Consider the following 16,551-nt stretch of genomic DNA (forward strand, 5'->3'; position numbering starts at 1 on the left):
TTGTCTTATAAAATCTAAATATTAACTCTTACGAATAAAAAAGCTGCGTCCAATACGTTATCTTACGCGTAAGGTTAATATCACCATCAAAAAAGACAACTTTTCATGTATTTACGCTGTGCTCAATTGCCTTTACGTTTCTCTTCCGTTTCCATTGCGCTTGCATTGTCATCAACACTTTTCATACCCGTTAGTTACGCACTAGACGATCCCGACGCGGTACCAGAACCAGATATTGAACGCATACGCATTCAAGGCAGCACGCAAACACAAAGTGGGCAATTTGTTTCAGCCTCTCAAGGTTGGGTATCGGGCGATACATTAGTCGAGCGCCCCATGCTTCGCACAGGCGAAATGCTAGAGTTTATTCCAGGCATGATGGTGACCCAGCACAGTGGTTCAGGTAAAGCGAATCAGTACTTTTTACGGGGCTTTAATTTAGACCATGGTACCGACTTCGCAGTCAGTGTAGATGGCATGCCAGTAAATATGCGAAGCCATGGCCACGGACAGGGTTACTCAGATCTTAATTTTGTAATTCCTGAAATGGTAGACAACTTAAGCTATTTTAAAGGCACCTACTACGCCAACATTGGCGATTTCTCTAGCGCTGGCGGCGCGTATTTTAGTTCTAAAGATAGCCTTGAAAGTAACCAACTGTTTGTAACCTTAGGTGAAGACAACTATCGCCGTGCCGTAACCCTAAATTCAGCCAGTATTGGTAAAGGGACGGCTATTGCCGCTTTGGAATACCAAACCTATGACGGCCCATGGACAGACATTAACGAAGACGTAAAGAAAAAGAACGCTAATTTACGTTATATAGTGCCTTTATTTGATGGTGAATTAGCCATTAGCGGCATGGCTTATGAAAACAATTGGAATAGCGCCGACCAAGTCCCTGCTAGAGCTATTGAAAGCGGCCTAATAGACCGATTAGGCTCGATTGATACTCAAGTAGGCGGTGATTCGTCGCGATACAGTTTGTCAGCGCAATACAGCAGCGACACGATAAATGCATCGCTTTATGCTATCGATACCGACCTTACCCTTTTCTCTAACTTCACCTATTTCTTAGATAACCCAGATATGGGAGATCAATTCGAACAAGCTGATGATAGAAAAATCTATGGGGGTGAATTATCTACAACACTTCCTCTTTCTACTCCATTTACCGTTGTCGAAGGAAGCAGTATTACCTTGGGTGGGCAATGGCGATATGACGATATCGATAATGTAGGGTTGTATCGCACACAAGACTTGCAGCGTATAGGTACTAATGGCGAAGGTATCATTCGTGAAGATGCGATAGAAAGTAGTTCTTACGCTGCCTTCGTCCAGTCAACAATAATGCTCTCAGATGCACTGTCTCTATCACTAGGTGGACGTTACGACTACTTTGACGTAGAGGTAGACGGCCAAAGTGAAAACAGCGGTAGCGAAAGCGAGGGTATGTTTAGCCTAAAAGCGGGCCTGAAATATCGCGTTACCGACACGGTTACCACCTTTGCCAACATAGGCCAGGGTTATCATTCGAACGATGCTCGAGGGACTACCATTACTCAAGACCCGGTCACAGGTGAAGCCGTAGAGCCCGCACCGTTATTGGTTCGCTCACTAGGTTACGAAACCGGCATTAACTGGACTGACGACAAAACGTACAATATTTCAGCTGCGCTTTGGCAGTTAGAATTAGACAGTGAGTTAGTATACGTAGGTGATGCGGGCTTTACCGAAGCAAGCCGCCCCTCTAAACGTTACGGGGTGGAGCTAAGCGCTTATTACTGGTTAAGTCATCACCTTACTGCCGATGTAGAAGCGGCATACACCAAGGCACGCTTTAGCGATACCGTTGATGGTGAAGGGGATCATATAGACGGCACAGTACCTGTAGTAGTCAGTGCGGGTGCTACGTGGTACCAGCGAAGCAATCAAAAAGGCTTCAGTTATACCTTGCGTGCAAGGTACTTAAGTTCACGCACAGTAGATAGCTTTGATGTTATTGAACCGCCTTCAACCTTTTTGTTAAACACCCAAGTTGCTTATCAACATAGCGATTGGCAAGTGGGTTTAGAGGTATTGAACCTGCTTGATAACGATGCACACGACATCGATTATTACTACGCCTCTCGTTTACCTGGCGAGCCAGAAGAAGGGGTAGAAGACTTACACTACCACCCCGTAGAACCAAGAACCGTTAGGCTTACCTTTGGGATTAAGTACTAGTTTGATAATGCCGCGCAAAGTGCTTGTTGTAATACATCATTTATAAAGTACTTTGCGCAGCATACAAACAAATTTTTCACTATTCAGCATAGGTAAAAACGTCTTCTTTTTACCTGAATATTGATTGACTTAGCGTTCATTTTTCGTTCATCTCACATCCCCTATTCTTCTTATTAGTTCTCCCAACCTAATAAGGATATTCAATGTATAAACTACTTATCGCTCCAACCTGTTTTTTAGCAGCCAGTGCTGTATTTGCGGCTGATAAACCTATTAATAATGCCCCCTCCTACGACTTTGCGCAGGTTTCATTAGTGCAAACGGAATTTGCTGATATAGATATGTTTACCCCGAAAGGCTTTGAGTTCAAGGCAAGTAAAGAATTTGGCATGAACTTCTTTGGCGAAGCCACCTACTTTATGGCTGATGACAAAACCCAAGGGGTAAACATGGATGTGGATCGCTGGAAAGTAGCACTTGGCTACATTCACCATTTCTCGAACCGCACAGTACTAGACGGTAAAATTGGCTATGGTGAAATTGATATTAAAATAAACGACAGTGACAATGCCGTTTCAGCAGGCACCGAGTACTTTACCGGTGAAGCCAATATTCGACATATGATCACAAACAATCTGGAAGTATATGGCGGATTAGAATGGCAGAAGTGGGATGAAGGTTCTGATCAAAAAGCCTATAAATTAGGCACGCAATACTTTTGGGATTCAATAGCAGTTGGCGGTGAATATAACAAATTCTCCGATTCTGAAGTGTTTGCCGCCTTTGTTCGCTATTCCTTTTAAAAACCCTTAATCATCTGATTAATATAAATAAAGCAGTGGAAAAATTGCTTATTTCACTGCTTTACTTTCACCTCTTCATACTATTGATGAATACCTTTAATGTTGATTATGGCCTATAACATAGCGGCTTGAAGCACCCTTACGAATCATTAAAGAATAATCATCGTTATGAGGAATTTTAACATGGAAGAATTTATTGCATCACTTGATGTTGATCAGTATCTCCCTGGCGCACTAGCGTGGGCCACCAATATACTACTTGCGTTACTTATATTAATTATAGGCATGTGGGTAGCAGGCAAAGCCTATAAGGGCATGGTTGCACTAGCCGGTCGATACCCCCAATTAGACGACACCCTATTTAAGTTTTTTGGCAGCGTAATACGCTATACCATCTTAGCGTTTGTGGGCATAGCCGTACTTAACCGCTTTGGTGTACAAACCGCTTCTATCATTGCATTACTGGGCGCAGCCGGGCTTGCCGTAGGCCTAGCGCTACAAGGCACACTGTCTAACTTAGCCGCTGGCGTTATGCTTCTTATCTTCCGCCCATACAAAGTAGATGACTTTGTAGAAGCAGCAGGCAAGTTTGGGAAAGTCACCGAAATAGATATGTTCACGACTATTTTGCAAACTTTCGATAACCAACACATTATCATTCCAAATAGCCAAATTTGGGGCGAGCAAATTACCAACCACTCACACCATGAAATTCGCGGTGTAGATATGACCTTTGGTGTCGCTTATGGTGAAAGTATCGATGCAGCTCGCGCCGTTATCGATAAAGTACTTGCTGAACACCCGCATGTACTTAAAGAGCCAGCACCGTTTGTTGAAGTTGAAACCTTAAACAACAGTTCGGTAGACTTCATTGTGCGTCCTTTCTGTGAAGGTCAGCACTACTTCGATATTCGTTACTCAGTGCCTGAGCAAATTAAGAAAGGGCTTGATGAGGCGAACATTGAAATTCCATTCCCACATCGTAAAGTTATTTTGGTTAACGAAACTAACCAGTAACTAGTTTTGATGTGACACAGGTAAGCACAAAAGCAGCTATGTAAAAATAGCTAAAAGTGACTGTTCAATGTTACTGAACAGTCGCTTTTTAGTATGCGCATTTTGACTTAATTTATGACTTGATTCATAACTTGATTTATAACTATTGATAAACATAAATAAACTTTGCCAAGTTATAAATAAAGATTGCCAATTGAATTGTGTCGAGAACACCTTTGCTAGTAGTCTGAAATGGGATATCGAATAAAGGCTCTCATTGAAAGTGCTCTACTCAACTTAAGCAGAACACTCTTCTAAAGCAATTCCCATAATTAATTTGTGGGATATCGCTGTTAGTGGTACGCAGTAGCTCTGAATAATAATATCGTATATAAGCTTCACCCATATAAGCTTTTCACTACTCCCAACGACCAATATCTTGTTTTAACGTTCAAAAAGACGACTCTCGGCTTGTACTAACTTCTTAATAGCCAGTGACTCAAAAGATCGCGTAGAAACAGGTTCACATGATCAGTTACAGCGATTCAAAAATTTCACCAGAACTACTCAGGCGATTCTAGCCGTTATTTTGAGGCCTCCGTCACTAGCATTATAGTTGCGCCTCCTACTAGAGCCGATGGTCTTTAGGGTTAGACTAAAATTGAGCTTTACACCATAAATATATTGGCAACTGAAATTAGCACTAATCAAAAAGCTATTCGATGATTGAGGCCTTTAATTTAAAGCTGACAATTCCATTTAGGTCAAAAGTTTTAGATTTAACATTTCCTGCCATATTGTTTGCTTTTTGACTATGTTGGCGCTCACGCAAGACAAATTATTTTTCATGGCACGAATATCGCTGGAAATATGCGTTGGTTTTCTTAAATGAATTTCCACTGACTAATCATTTGGTTATCAATCTGAATTGTAGAAGGCAAAAAATATGAACATCGATAGAGCTCAATCTCCTAACAGCGCCATTCACACGACAATAGCTCAGACTACTGGGGAGAATAAACCTAAAGACAACAGTAGTTTTAGCGGTGTCATTGTTCACGAATCTGAAATAGTTGATACAAGTAGTCAACACAAGATACAGCAGTTAGAAGAACTGAAGTCAGACATCGCAAGCGACTCAGGTCTTAACGAGAACGATAGAGGAGCACTACTCTCCCAACTAGAAGAGCAAATACTGAAACAATACGCCAAATCGTCAGAAGATAAAGATGAGAAAATAAAAGCAGATAGTGCTCAAAGCCAAGCGGAGCGAACTTTGAAACAACTGGAAATAGCTTATAGTTCTGAAACAAACAAGCCTAATCGCAATCAAAGCTTTTCTGAAAAAGTTTAGACTGAACAATTGAATCTCAATGAGACGTTCCTGAAATTGATTTCAAAACGTTGACCTTGATTCTTTGTCATTCACGATCAACAAGTTAATAGGTGAAACATGAACATTGGAAGCACATTAACCACCCTGACGGCAAATTATGTACATAAAAGCGGAAATGCGTTACCGCATGGCCAAGTAAATGACTTACAGCCACAGCAAAGCGAATCAATCATACGAAACTTGGCAAAATCTATTGATCCCACTAATATGACTCGCAATGATGCTCGAACCATAGCTGCAGCGCTATTCCCCAATGACCCAGGCGCAGTATTTGAAGCACAAGGTTTAGTGCTAATCAACGACACTGGTCAACTACGGCCAGCTGTTGAATCAGACCCGATCATGAACGAAGAGTTCAACATGTTTGATTCATTAAAAAGTCAGATTGAGTTCAATAAATCTAAAGGATTTTCAACTGTGTCGTTGGAGAAAGGCCTGGAGTTTTTAGAAAAATTCAAGATTGCGCAGAAGTTAGGCTCAGTCGATACTTTCATATAGGAGCTCTCATAAAGTTGTTTCTTAGGGGAGGTTTACACACTCACATGCTTAGTTTTGTTATTCGTTGTACGCTCAAAACTAGCATTTTGTTGTTTGATAGTCGAAACAGCTCGAGGCAAACAAAAAAGACAGCCAACCAAGGAAATCGAACCAATCGCTGGAAGAACTTCAAAAAGGTCTGGGCTGAAAAGAATTTAGCTCAAACCTAATCTGACAGCAGCAACTAAAACAGGTAAGTGCCAGATCAAGTATGAGCTAGTACAAATTATAATGTTACAAATTATAAAATGCTGAATCCTCACTATTGTTAGTGTAAAACGTTACTCAAAAAAAGCTGCAGCGAATTGACTATTCACATCCACGCATTACCAGAATAGCTGTTGCGGTACACTTTAAAAAGGCCCCTTCAAACATCTAAGATAGCGGCCTCTTATGAAAATTTTAGGACCTTAGAAACATATTTTCTCGAACCTAGAAGAATTAATCCCATTAGTGATAGCGCAAATGCAGATGGCTCTGGAACATTTGTTACCGGTGCATTTGAACCACTGACCAGCTCTGCTTTTAAATTATCTATACCAATAAGGTTATAATGGCCAAATTGCGTATACTCAGTGCTACCAAACAAGCTACCGCGTCCTAGCCCTACCCTTAACGTATCGAAGAAATCTTCATCAGACCAACCTAATGTTGCGGGTATGCCAAAATTGCCAAATCCTACTTCTATGTCTCGAAACAACCCTGCTCCAGTTTCAACGCCATCTCTTAGTGTTTGCCAAACCAAATTACTAAGCCTTGCACCAGTCCCTGAGAAAACATCCATTTCGAGTCCACTGAAGAGGAAGCCTTCCTGAGATGTAATCTCAACAAACGATCTATTGCCGCCATTACTGTAATAAATTCCCTCGAAGCCAAAACGCCCATAGGTATCATCTACCGAGACGTTTAAACCTCCTTCTTGGTAATTCAATAGCGATTGTCCAAAGACCAGTTCGTCAAAAGTCGCCTGATTTGTCGCGCTACTAACGGCACTACCAGCCCCTTGAGAGGTAATAATTGCGGCATTTACTATCGAAGATGATGCGAGTAAAAAGAAAGAGACCAAGCCTCTTTTGAAACCAACTTTCATTTTATTGCTCCTAAAGCGATTAACTGCATTCCATGTTATTTAACTAAATTGTGCCCCCCTCAATTGACATGAGAATCTATCAACTGAAGGAGTGAGAAGGCTATTTCAAACGGAAGGCTTCGGATATGACTTTTACTGCCAATTTGTTAGCACGAAATAAGAATCTGATTGCTCTTACCTTCATTCACAAGGAATGACTGTTTGATAGGAAGCAGAAATTGCACAAAGGCGCAATTTATGAGAGGAGATATTAAAGCTTTCTGGATGTGGCTCTCATCTAATTTGCTTTAGTATCTTACTTTTAATATTAGAAGCTAATCGAGGTCTTTTAACAACCATGGATTAAGAAAAGAGCAGCGGCTGCGCTGCTCTTTGAGATGTCTTTGCTGAGTTATTGCGGCGTTTCGGGGCTTGGTAGCCTATAGTCCTGTGACGCCTGAATTAATGCTCGACGCTTCGGTGCATCTGCCAAGGGTTGCCCATGATATTCGAGCGTCCCCCACGCTCCGAATTTACTTGTGGCACTGCCCATGTGGCTGAACACGGCAAATAAACTTCCACCGTTTTCAAACCAGACTTTATAGTATTCATTGTAAATCGCTTCCATCACTGGATGCCTCTGGAAAGCGGTTAATTTATCCATCAGTACACTATCGTTACAAAAGTCATATTCGAGCGATTCATTGTATCCGCACAGATAATGCTGCCCTCCTTCATAAGCAAAAAGCAACATTCCTCGCTCATTAGCCATAGCAGCATGTCTTGAAATACTACCCCTTACGTCATCATGATGAATATCGTCGTAAGCCATTTGTTGTAGCTCCTCAAACGAAGCGTTCACAAAAAAGTCACGTCTTTCTTGTGTATCAATTTGCGGGTAGCCTCCAAAATAAGGCGCAATCGCAAGAGCATCAATAGTCTGATTGTTAGGGTTAATTTGCTCATCATCTAATGCTAGTAAAGATTGCTCCGTGCGATATATCCAAGAACCTTGTCCGGAGAGAATCGTAATAATTCGATGGCTTTGGTCCCCGAACACGTCCTTAAATATCGTAAAGATTTCCAATGAGCGCTTTGTTTGTAGACGGCGTGCGGATACTTCAACATTACACTCGCCAATGGGAAGTTCTGGGTCGTCAAATTCGATACGAGTAATTGGGTCCTCACAAGCGGCTTGTTCTAACCAAGTTGTCTGAGGAAACATCCAGTTCCACAATTCGTTTGAATACTCAACAAAAACATATTTGTCTTCATCTAAATTAGTGAGTACTAATTCTGCATAGGCTCGAACATAATTGTCATCGGCCCTATGCGGCAGCGTCACCCAAGGATGAACATCCAAGTGATTTACTAGTGCCATCAAGGTCGCCGGAGGGTGACCCGCAAATGCGCCTCCATTACAAACAGTTCCTGGACAATCATTCCAAGTATAGTATTGTTGAGGAGTTAGATGGCTAGCATCAATTGCCGCATTGCCGTTGGTAAACATCATATCCATTAATCTTACGACGCTAATATCATCCAGACTCGCAGGAAGCCTTTCATTGAACGGTTGATTTTCGTAACTCGAAAAGTCGTCCTCGTGAACCATTACGAAACCGTGCAGTGGGTCTTCCGCAGCCGATTGCTCAATCCCAAGAAATACTTCGTCGCCAAATTGGTATATATGATGTCCAGCAGAAACCTCTTCGATGAGTCTCGCTCCAAATAAATTGAACTCCCCTTGCCCTTCAAACAACACGTGATAGTTACCTGCATTACGCCTTTCACCAGAACTAATCGGCATAACAACAGTCTGCGGTAGATCGGTGCCAACAACAGAAAAAGGCACATGAGTTGGGTAACCATCACTTCGTTTTGGAATTTGGTCGAAGTAAATATCATTTTCGAACCGAGTCCCGTTCACGTCCGAAGTCTTCCAAGGGTCCGCTGCTCGCATTTTGTCTTTATATATATCAGCCGCGGTATAATAAACCTCACCTGTTAAATTCATTCCCATTAAGGATTTACCACCAAGGGCTTCTGTAAGTTTAAGGCTAGCCCCGGTGTTGTAAATTGGTTGAGACGGCAAAACATCCTGTCCGTTTACCGTGATTCTTACCATTCCTGAAGCTAGTCGATTGGCCTCATCCTGTATGGTATAACTGAGACTGGCTTCTCCGACGAACTCAGGGTTGGGTGTAAATATAACATCCCCTATTTCGGCTGCTTGCTCAAACGTCCCATGTGTCGGTTCATGAAAGTCGACGATACGAAGTTGACCTAGACTGCCTGTATCGTTTGCTAACAAACTGTCACCGTCAATGAATAGCGGAACGCCCACTTGGGTAGTAAGTGTGTCATCTACGGCAACCAGCGAGTCAGCCTCTCCAGCGACTAGAATATGCACCTTTGCATAGGCCATATCGGAGTTGGGGGTACTGCTTACCTTGAATCCATAAGTAAAGCTTGCTGTGCCAACGAACCCCTCGTTGGGTTCGAAAGTCAGACTGGAGCCTGATTGATTTCTGCGAACTATCCCACCTTGCCAATCATCTATATAGGCTATCGTTAGCTCTTGAGGTTTGTTTGTATCATTACTAAGCAAATCACTTTCTTCAATCGTTAGGCTATCGGAAGAAAGCAAAAAATTATCATCGGTGGGATGGATTACTAACGGTACTTCGTTAATATCATTCGTGACGTCAATACTGACTCTACTCCATGATTGTCTCGCTTCTTGATCTATGATGCCATAGACAAAACTGGCAGTACCTATGAAGTCTTCATGGGGTTGAAAATGGATAACCCCCGTTTGTTGGTCATAACTTACCTCTCCAAATTCAGCATCATCAATGTAATTGACATCGATTATCGACCCCTCTCCCACACTGTCGTTTTTAGTAAGAGAAAGTACGGATATGGAAATGGGCGAATTTACATATGCGACAAAAGTATCGGAGACGGCGACGGGACCTGACGCACTAGCTGCAAAGCTAACCGACAGTATTGGTATGAAGATAAAGGGAAAACGAACCATTTAGTTACCTCGAAAAAGTCAGAACTATCGTAAAATGGACGTCGACGATAGGTTGGTTGAGATATTTTTGCCATAACAGTCTGTGCCAATTCGTTAGCATTGATTGGTATTTAAGACCCAAAGGTAATTTTCGCAAAATTGCCAGTATACGCTGTCGACAAAGCACTTTTTATAATTCGTCAAAGGCCTGAAAATAGCGTAGAGCACCATTCGTATTGTCCAAGAAGAAGGCGGCGTAATTGAAGATACCCAAGTAAGAAGTTTGACTTGGAGGCTAACGTTTCGGCCAGGTCAACCACTCACTTCAACTAAGTGAGCCTGAATGATTGGTATTTATATATAGAGATGTTAACACTTTGGCAGAATTTGCTATCTAAAGGCTTTCTAAATTTTTTTAGAATTACCAAAATTAAATTGCGCAAAGAGTAACAAGTAAAAACATGAAGACTTACGTAGTTGTACTGTTAGTTTTAATACTGCTTAGCCAACGCGCCGTCGCGTCAAACGACGGCCTGACGGAACTGAATAATAGTGAAATCATAGATGCGGCACTAATATATATGCGACTGAATGCAAAAGTTGATGTAGATGCCGAGTGCTCTGCAAAGGCTAAGAAGAAGCTCGATCAATTCTATGCTGACTACACTGCAAAAGAACACACTGATGAACGCTTAGAAGACTATAACCTTTGGGGAATAGAATACTTCAATTTAGGGCGTCTCTATCAAGTTCGAGGCTGTCAAAAAATGGCAAACATCACCTATCAGTCAGCGGAGTATTTTGCAAATATGCATGATGATGATGACTTACACAAGATGATTCGGGATATGAAGGCGCAATGATAAGTAGATCACAGATCCTCATAACCATAATGGTTTTTATCTTTGCAAGCGAGGCGAGATCGTGTGACCAAGTGTTGGCTGAAGAAATATTTTCACTGATCAATGAGCGGCTAAACTATATGGAATCGGTTGCTGAATATAAAAGCAGTACTGGTATTCCTATTGAAGATAAGGAAAGAGAAAAAGTTGTTATCGACAACGCTATCTTGTCTGCTCGGAAATTAGGCATCGATGGCGAATCCATCCAACAGTTTTATGAGGCACAGATTTTAGTCGCTAAAGCAATCCAGTACAGAACTAGGGCTGAGCTATTACACGAGCCTGTATTGGTAACGCAAGACTTGAACGACAAAATACGACCAACACTGTTAGTGATAGGTGATCAACTAAATCACAAACTGGCTAGATTTATTGTCAACTGCCGATTTTCTCTAGAGCACAAGAACCTGTTCATTGAGAGTCTTGACCAAACATATTTGTCTACAAAAGATAAAACGGCTTTGTTCGAGGCTCTGGTTAAGATAAAGCCCACTTCATAGCTTCGTTGGAAATACGGAAATGTTTGCCAAGAACAAACCTGCTTGCATGAGAAACCCTATGGTCACAGCCAGCAACGATTTAAACTCTGCAGGCACACGACTTGCCAGTATCGATGCCCTAAGAGGCCTTGTTATAGTTATTATGTTCATTGATCACCTAAGAGATTATTTCTTTAGTTATCTAATTATCGATGATCCGATAAACGTTACAACTGCTGATACCGCACAGTTTGTCATACGGCTTTTTAGTTCGGTGTGCGCACCTATGTTCGTTTTATTGACGGGAATTTCAGCCTATCTGTATGGTCAAAGTCATAGTAAACGTGAAGTATCAACTTTTTTATTAAAACGCGGTCTGTTCTTAATGCTGTTGGAATTAACAGTTGTGAACACCGCATGGACAGGAAAAATCCCTCCTGATACGTTTTATTTACAAGTGATTTGGGCCATTGGATTGAGTATGGTTGCGTTATCTCTGTTTATACACTTGCCCAAACCAACCCAGTGGTTAATTGTTTTAACGGGTATCGCCGGTCACAATGTCTTGGACGGTTTTGTACTTTCAAGCAACCATAGTTTACATACCGCTTGGTCACTTTTTCATCAAAGGGACTGGATTATGATTACAGATTCAGTCAGTGCTCGTACAAGTTACCCTTTATTACCATGGCCCTGTGTCATGTTGCTAGGTTATCAATTAGGAAAGGTATTTGAGCCTAAAATAAATAGCAAAACTCGCCAATTGAGTTTAGCAAAGCAGGGATTGCTATCTTTAGCAGTGTTTTTTCTTGTACGTACAGTAAACGTATACGGCGACAAGCAGTGGACTGCAAATGGAGATGGAGGCACTACCTTAATGAGTTTTTTCGCACTAACAAAATATCCACCGTCTCTGTTGTTTTTGCTCTTTACTCTGGGCGTGGGTTTGTTGCTTATGGCCTGCATTGAGCGCTGGAAGGACTCTAGACTTACGCATTTATTGGTCCCTCTTGGGACAGCACCTATGTTTTTTTACATCTTACACCTCTATCTGATTGGTATTACCTACTTGTTGTGTGTTAGCTTTTTTGGCGCTAACCATGGCGAAAGGTTTGGTTTTGATAAAATGTGGCAACTTTGGACAGTATTCGCGATTTTAATGCCGCCACTCTATTATGCGACGTTGTGGTTCGGGCAACTAAAACAACGACGTAAAGATATACGTTGGCTGAAGTACTTTTAAGTATCAAACTAAATATATTCACATAGCAAATTCAATTATAAGTTTTATGTTCATACGACTTTTAGTTTTGAAAGGAATCTCATAAGAACATTTGTTAAAATTCAATTTAGTCAAAAACGACCCGTGGACTTGACCGCCGCATCCCAGCCAATAGTCGTTGTCTAATAGATCAATCTCAGAAAGACACTAGTTTATAGAACAGATCTTGCACTGCGAAAAATATGAAGTATTTAAAACTAAACGGTGGTTTTTCGGGGTTGATATGAAGCGACATCTGGCAATGCTTTTAAGGGTACCGTATCGTTGATTTGTTCGTTTAACTTGTTTAACTGCTGCTAAATGCAGACTTAAGTAAACCAATACCAGCAAATGCAAATACGCCCGCAACCACTCGGTCAATCCAATGCCCAATTTTACGGTACATATTCATTACCCCATTCATAGAAAATAAGAATGAATACATGGCATTTACAAAAAAACCGATCAACATGCATAGTATTACAGCAGAGATTAAGAACAATCTATCTTGTCCTTCCCCAAGCCCGAAAGAAAGTGCAGCTATCCAAGCAACAACCGTCTTAGGATTAGATGTGTTCAGTATAAACCCTTTCCAAAACCATTTTGTATAGCTCAGTTCACTAGTCATATTACTCAAAACTTTGTCTCTTGGAGTTAGTGATGATTTGAAAGAATTATAGGCCAACCAGAGAAGATAAACGCCGCCTAGAAGCTTTAGCGACATAAACAGATAAAGTGTACCCTGAAGAACAGCCCCCAAGCCTGTAGCAGCAACTATGCCCCAAATCAGTAAACCAAGCGAAAGCCCTGCTCCATATACAAGACTCACTCTCCTACCTTTACTCATCGCTAGCGTCGCATTGGATATTGTTGCAGGACCTGGGGAAACCGCGATAAAAAAGAATGCTAAACCAGTAGTAGCTAGTAATGTGACGTCAATCATTTTTACCCCTTTTTTAATAACTTATCGTCAAATCAAAAGTCTGACATCTCACGTCTTCGAATAAATGTATACCGACGGAATCCCATGATATCTGTCAATCATTGTAGAGCCACTCACCAACAAGTGACCGCCAATTGAAATTAGGGGAATACCATAGGCTATATTCATATTATCTTTGACATTGTGCACGAGACTAAAGTCCCGTCTATCAAATATACATAATCCAAATTTGTTGTTAACGGTAATAAAATGCTCGTCGGTTTGCACAAATGAAGTAAATTCATACTTCCTAAAGTCTCTGCCGAGTGGCGTAAAACTCAAAGTCTGGCCGGATTCTAAATCAATCTCATGATGGGCACCTAAAGTAAAGTTGACTAAGCTATTACGCGTTTCGCTTAGTAGATATCGACTGTCTTCCAATTTTGAAATTGATCCAATCGTAGGCGCTTGAACCCATCGAAGCTGACCTGTATTTTCATCCACGGCGTATACGGCATTGACATCTTCGCAACCATTGCGAGGATCGTACTCAAATTCACCAAGTTTAACTTTTTCTTTTAACAATGCTTTGCCATGAAAAATCATTAAAGACGAAACACGTTCAGGCTCTAAACGATTGTCAATAGAATGACCGATTGGCAGTGTGAGCTGCCATTTCAATGATTGACTGTCCGTGTCAAAACAACTGAGAATACTTTTGTCTTGGCTGACGAAAAATACGTAGTCAGTAATATCACTCCGCACGACCTTGTAGTAAGTATCACTTATCTCAACGTCAAATTGTTTATCAGTTAAAAAGTTATAGAAACGCCAGTACCCCTCATTTTTATCGAAAGAATAAACAACATACGAACCGAGAATGTGCTTTGTTCCGCTTCCCAAAAATGGAGTTGTGTAGTCCTCTTGTTGTCCTTTGCCTAACAAGCGAATGGTGTTGTCTGACAAATCTAATAGAGACAGCGCGTTATTGTGAGACCGCGTTAGCTGCACTGCAGGGTCAAAATCTGATACGAATTGCTCATCGCGGTTTTGTAGGTTAAATGAAGTAATCGGCCCATTCTTTTTTATATCAAAGAACTTTAGGTCAACGTGATCGACAAAACAGTCACAGAGTAGGATTTTATCTTCTGATAATGAACCCAAAAACGCCTTATTTGCCAGATAATGCTGCAATTTGTACATCGCTATGTTCCTTCAAAACTAATGTGCTTATAGCTTGAGCACGATTTCTACTCGGCGATTTTTCGCCCGGCCGGTATCTGTGTTGTTCTCCGTTGCAGGCGAGACAAAACCGATACCAACACTGGTTAATTGAGTGCCTTTGACTTTAAATCGTTCGACTAAAGCTGCTTTCACCGCATCAGCTCTAGCTTGCGACAGAGAAATATTGTATTGATAACTTCCTTTGGTATCGGTATGGCCAACAATGTAAAAGGCTGAATTAGCATTGGCTTTGACATAAGAAGCAATCGCTTCCATCGAACTATCGGATTGTTCGGTCAAGGTCGCACTATTGTATTCAAAATAAATGCCTGAAAGGACCGCGCGACCAGATTCGTGAACATCCTTAGCAATCTTGCCAGATGTCAGGACCATTTCTTTTAGTTGCAAATCACTCTGTTTAAATACATCAACAGCGTATTGAATATTAGGGGAGTAAACAGACTTAGCGACTACCATCCATACACTTTCGGCTCCCTTGGTCGCGCTGAGCATGCCTACTGTTGCTTTGTTGAGATTGTAAAAGTTCTTAAATGACTGAAATCGGCTTTTTGCTGTTTTTTCCGTCACGATTTGTTGATGGAGAAAGTAACCGCATTCTTCAAATTGGGACTCAGCAAGACAAGATAAATGAACATCAAATCCTTGTTTTTTTAATCCTGCTTCAAGTGAATAAAGCACCTCTGATACCGTGGCATTCGTATCGCTTGGCACGTCATAAATTATTGTAGTGCGGTCGCCGGCAACTTTTTGTTTTTTAAACTCGGAGGGGTTTTCATAGCTGTTAGCGGTTAACGGTAGTAAACCTTTGGCGTAACTAGCATTTGAGTATTGTTTGATATTAGCATTCGGAAAGCGTCCAATACCGGGATAGTCTGATGCTTTTATATCATTTGCTAAGGTTTCATTAATAACCAAACCACTGGCTAGTAGAATGACAAACCCTCTAATATACTCGATATACTTTTGCATACTTTCTCATTGGTTCAATTCGCTAAAACAGCGCACTAGGATAGCTAAAACCTGCGCGCCGCACTTAACATTTTGCGCCAACCGTTATGCGTATTCCGCCAAATAACGTAGTTTGTCCTGAGCTTCTGCTATGCTTGCCTCTTTTTCATCAACTCCACCAAACTGGGTTGGCTGAGCGATAACAAACTGAGGGTCAGTTACGCCGATAAAACTCAACATATGCCGCAAATGAGGTTCATAACAATTCATATCCGCCATCGGGGCTCCTTTGCGGTAATCTGCGCCGAAACTGGCTATAACAATGACTTTCTTGTTAGCAAGTTGGCCGACATAGTTTCCCGAATCATCGGGTATAAAAGTTCTACCCAAGCGAATAATCATATCGAAGTACGCTTTTAAGGAAGCTGGAATGCCAAAATTGTACATAGGAGCAGCAATAACAATAGTATCAGCGGCTAACAACTGATCGACATAGTCATCACTGGTTTTCAGAGCTGCACGCAGTTTGGCATCGCGTTCGGTCTCTGGCGTGTACATAGCAACATTGTGAAGTTCTGTAATAGTTGGGGGTGGATTCGAGGCTAAATCTAAATATTGGTATGATTCCGTGCCGTTTTCTAAAAGTATATCAATAAAAAAAGTCGATAATTGTCTGGTCACCGAACTCTGATATCGCGCACTGGCATCTATATGCAAAACTCCCATAAACAGTCCTCTTGTGTTGTCA

Annotated in this window: 14 protein-coding genes; 8 read left to right on the plus strand and 6 right to left on the minus strand. The window is 41.4% G+C overall.

Features of this window, described 5'->3' with window-relative positions; all coding sequences use genetic code 11:
- Positions 1 to 105: 105 nt before the first annotated feature.
- The 5 genes from J8L84_RS01640 to J8L84_RS01660 all read left to right on the plus strand — a co-directional run bounded on the left by J8L84_RS01640 (position 106) and on the right by J8L84_RS01660 (position 5,919).
- Positions 106 to 2,226, plus strand: a complete 2,121-nt coding sequence (locus J8L84_RS01640; protein WP_211069157.1) for a TonB-dependent receptor — start codon at positions 106 to 108, stop codon at positions 2,224 to 2,226.
- A gap of 203 nt (positions 2,227 to 2,429) precedes the next feature.
- Positions 2,430 to 3,029: a hypothetical protein gene (locus tag J8L84_RS01645; protein ID WP_211069158.1), complete on the plus strand. Its 600-nt coding sequence runs from the start codon at positions 2,430 to 2,432 to the stop codon at positions 3,027 to 3,029.
- Positions 3,030 to 3,212: 183 nt separating this feature from the next.
- Complete coding sequence (locus J8L84_RS01650; protein WP_057794772.1) at positions 3,213 to 4,046, plus strand: mechanosensitive ion channel family protein; 834 nt, start codon at positions 3,213 to 3,215, stop codon at positions 4,044 to 4,046.
- Positions 4,047 to 4,971: 925 nt separating this feature from the next.
- Positions 4,972 to 5,379: a hypothetical protein gene (locus tag J8L84_RS01655; protein ID WP_211069159.1), complete on the plus strand. Its 408-nt coding sequence runs from the start codon at positions 4,972 to 4,974 to the stop codon at positions 5,377 to 5,379.
- A gap of 99 nt (positions 5,380 to 5,478) precedes the next feature.
- The gene (locus J8L84_RS01660) at positions 5,479 to 5,919 is read left to right on the plus strand and encodes a hypothetical protein (RefSeq protein ID WP_211069160.1); all 441 of its coding nucleotides are present in this window, start codon (positions 5,479 to 5,481) and stop codon (positions 5,917 to 5,919) included.
- A gap of 430 nt (positions 5,920 to 6,349) precedes the next feature.
- On the opposite strand, the gene J8L84_RS01665 is transcribed toward J8L84_RS01660, so the two are convergent.
- Both J8L84_RS01665 and J8L84_RS01670 read right to left on the minus strand, forming a co-directional pair.
- Entirely contained in the window at positions 6,350 to 7,048 is a 699-nt protein-coding gene (locus J8L84_RS01665) for a hypothetical protein (protein WP_211069161.1), read from the minus strand.
- A gap of 391 nt (positions 7,049 to 7,439) precedes the next feature.
- Positions 7,440 to 10,067 (minus strand): Ig-like domain-containing protein, encoded by a 2,628-nt coding sequence (locus J8L84_RS01670; RefSeq protein WP_211069162.1) that lies wholly within the window; start codon positions 10,065 to 10,067, stop codon positions 7,440 to 7,442.
- Positions 10,068 to 10,507: 440 nt separating this feature from the next.
- Here J8L84_RS01670 and J8L84_RS01675 point away from each other — a divergent pair, with 440 nt between their 5' ends.
- From J8L84_RS01675 to J8L84_RS01685, 3 genes are all read left to right on the plus strand, one after another.
- Entirely contained in the window at positions 10,508 to 10,909 is a 402-nt protein-coding gene (locus J8L84_RS01675; protein WP_211069163.1) for a hypothetical protein, read from the plus strand.
- A gap of 71 nt (positions 10,910 to 10,980) precedes the next feature.
- Positions 10,981 to 11,448: a gamma subclass chorismate mutase AroQ gene (aroQ, locus tag J8L84_RS01680; protein ID WP_211069164.1), complete on the plus strand. Its 468-nt coding sequence runs from the start codon at positions 10,981 to 10,983 to the stop codon at positions 11,446 to 11,448.
- A 19-nt stretch (positions 11,449 to 11,467) separates the two neighbouring features.
- Complete coding sequence (locus J8L84_RS01685; RefSeq protein ID WP_211069165.1) at positions 11,468 to 12,670, plus strand: heparan-alpha-glucosaminide N-acetyltransferase domain-containing protein; 1,203 nt, start codon at positions 11,468 to 11,470, stop codon at positions 12,668 to 12,670.
- 325 nt (positions 12,671 to 12,995) lie between these two features.
- Here J8L84_RS01685 and J8L84_RS01690 read toward each other — a convergent pair whose 3' ends face one another.
- From J8L84_RS01690 to J8L84_RS01705, 4 genes are all read right to left on the minus strand, one after another.
- Positions 12,996 to 13,631, minus strand: coding sequence for a LysE family translocator (locus J8L84_RS01690; RefSeq protein WP_211069166.1), 636 nt, complete (start codon positions 13,629 to 13,631; stop codon positions 12,996 to 12,998).
- 48 nt (positions 13,632 to 13,679) lie between these two features.
- Positions 13,680 to 14,813, minus strand: coding sequence for a hypothetical protein (locus tag J8L84_RS01695; protein ID WP_211069167.1), 1,134 nt, complete (start codon positions 14,811 to 14,813; stop codon positions 13,680 to 13,682).
- Positions 14,814 to 14,840: 27 nt separating this feature from the next.
- The gene (locus J8L84_RS01700; protein WP_211069168.1) at positions 14,841 to 15,824 is read right to left on the minus strand and encodes an OmpA family protein; all 984 of its coding nucleotides are present in this window, start codon (positions 15,822 to 15,824) and stop codon (positions 14,841 to 14,843) included.
- A gap of 84 nt (positions 15,825 to 15,908) precedes the next feature.
- Positions 15,909 to 16,529: an NAD(P)H-dependent oxidoreductase gene (locus J8L84_RS01705; RefSeq protein WP_211069169.1), complete on the minus strand. Its 621-nt coding sequence runs from the start codon at positions 16,527 to 16,529 to the stop codon at positions 15,909 to 15,911.
- Between the last annotated feature and the right edge of the window lie 22 nt (positions 16,530 to 16,551).

Origin of the sequence: Alteromonas sp. MMG017 (assembly GCF_018100795.1) — a bacterium.
GTDB lineage: Bacteria > Pseudomonadota > Gammaproteobacteria > Enterobacterales > Alteromonadaceae > Alteromonas.

Excerpts from the sequence above, each read along its gene's own strand:
- J8L84_RS01640 (WP_211069157.1), top strand. The coding sequence starts at position 106 with ATGTATTTACGCTGTGCTCAATTGCCTTTACGTTTCTCTTCCGTTTCC.
- J8L84_RS01665 (WP_211069161.1), bottom strand. The coding sequence starts at position 7,048 with ATGAAAGTTGGTTTCAAAAGAGGCTTGGTCTCTTTCTTTTTACTCGCA.
- J8L84_RS01655 (WP_211069159.1), top strand. The coding sequence starts at position 4,972 with ATGAACATCGATAGAGCTCAATCTCCTAACAGCGCCATTCACACGACA.
- J8L84_RS01660 (WP_211069160.1), top strand. The coding sequence starts at position 5,479 with ATGAACATTGGAAGCACATTAACCACCCTGACGGCAAATTATGTACAT.
- J8L84_RS01645 (WP_211069158.1), top strand. The coding sequence starts at position 2,430 with ATGTATAAACTACTTATCGCTCCAACCTGTTTTTTAGCAGCCAGTGCT.
- J8L84_RS01695 (WP_211069167.1), bottom strand. The coding sequence starts at position 14,813 with ATGTACAAATTGCAGCATTATCTGGCAAATAAGGCGTTTTTGGGTTCA.
- J8L84_RS01675 (WP_211069163.1), top strand. The coding sequence starts at position 10,508 with ATGAAGACTTACGTAGTTGTACTGTTAGTTTTAATACTGCTTAGCCAA.
- J8L84_RS01700 (WP_211069168.1), bottom strand. The coding sequence starts at position 15,824 with ATGCAAAAGTATATCGAGTATATTAGAGGGTTTGTCATTCTACTAGCC.
- J8L84_RS01650 (WP_057794772.1), top strand. The coding sequence starts at position 3,213 with ATGGAAGAATTTATTGCATCACTTGATGTTGATCAGTATCTCCCTGGC.
- J8L84_RS01690 (WP_211069166.1), bottom strand. The coding sequence starts at position 13,631 with ATGATTGACGTCACATTACTAGCTACTACTGGTTTAGCATTCTTTTTT.
- J8L84_RS01670 (WP_211069162.1), bottom strand. The coding sequence starts at position 10,067 with ATGGTTCGTTTTCCCTTTATCTTCATACCAATACTGTCGGTTAGCTTT.
- J8L84_RS01685 (WP_211069165.1), top strand. The coding sequence starts at position 11,468 with ATGTTTGCCAAGAACAAACCTGCTTGCATGAGAAACCCTATGGTCACA.
- J8L84_RS01705 (WP_211069169.1), bottom strand. The coding sequence starts at position 16,529 with ATGGGAGTTTTGCATATAGATGCCAGTGCGCGATATCAGAGTTCGGTG.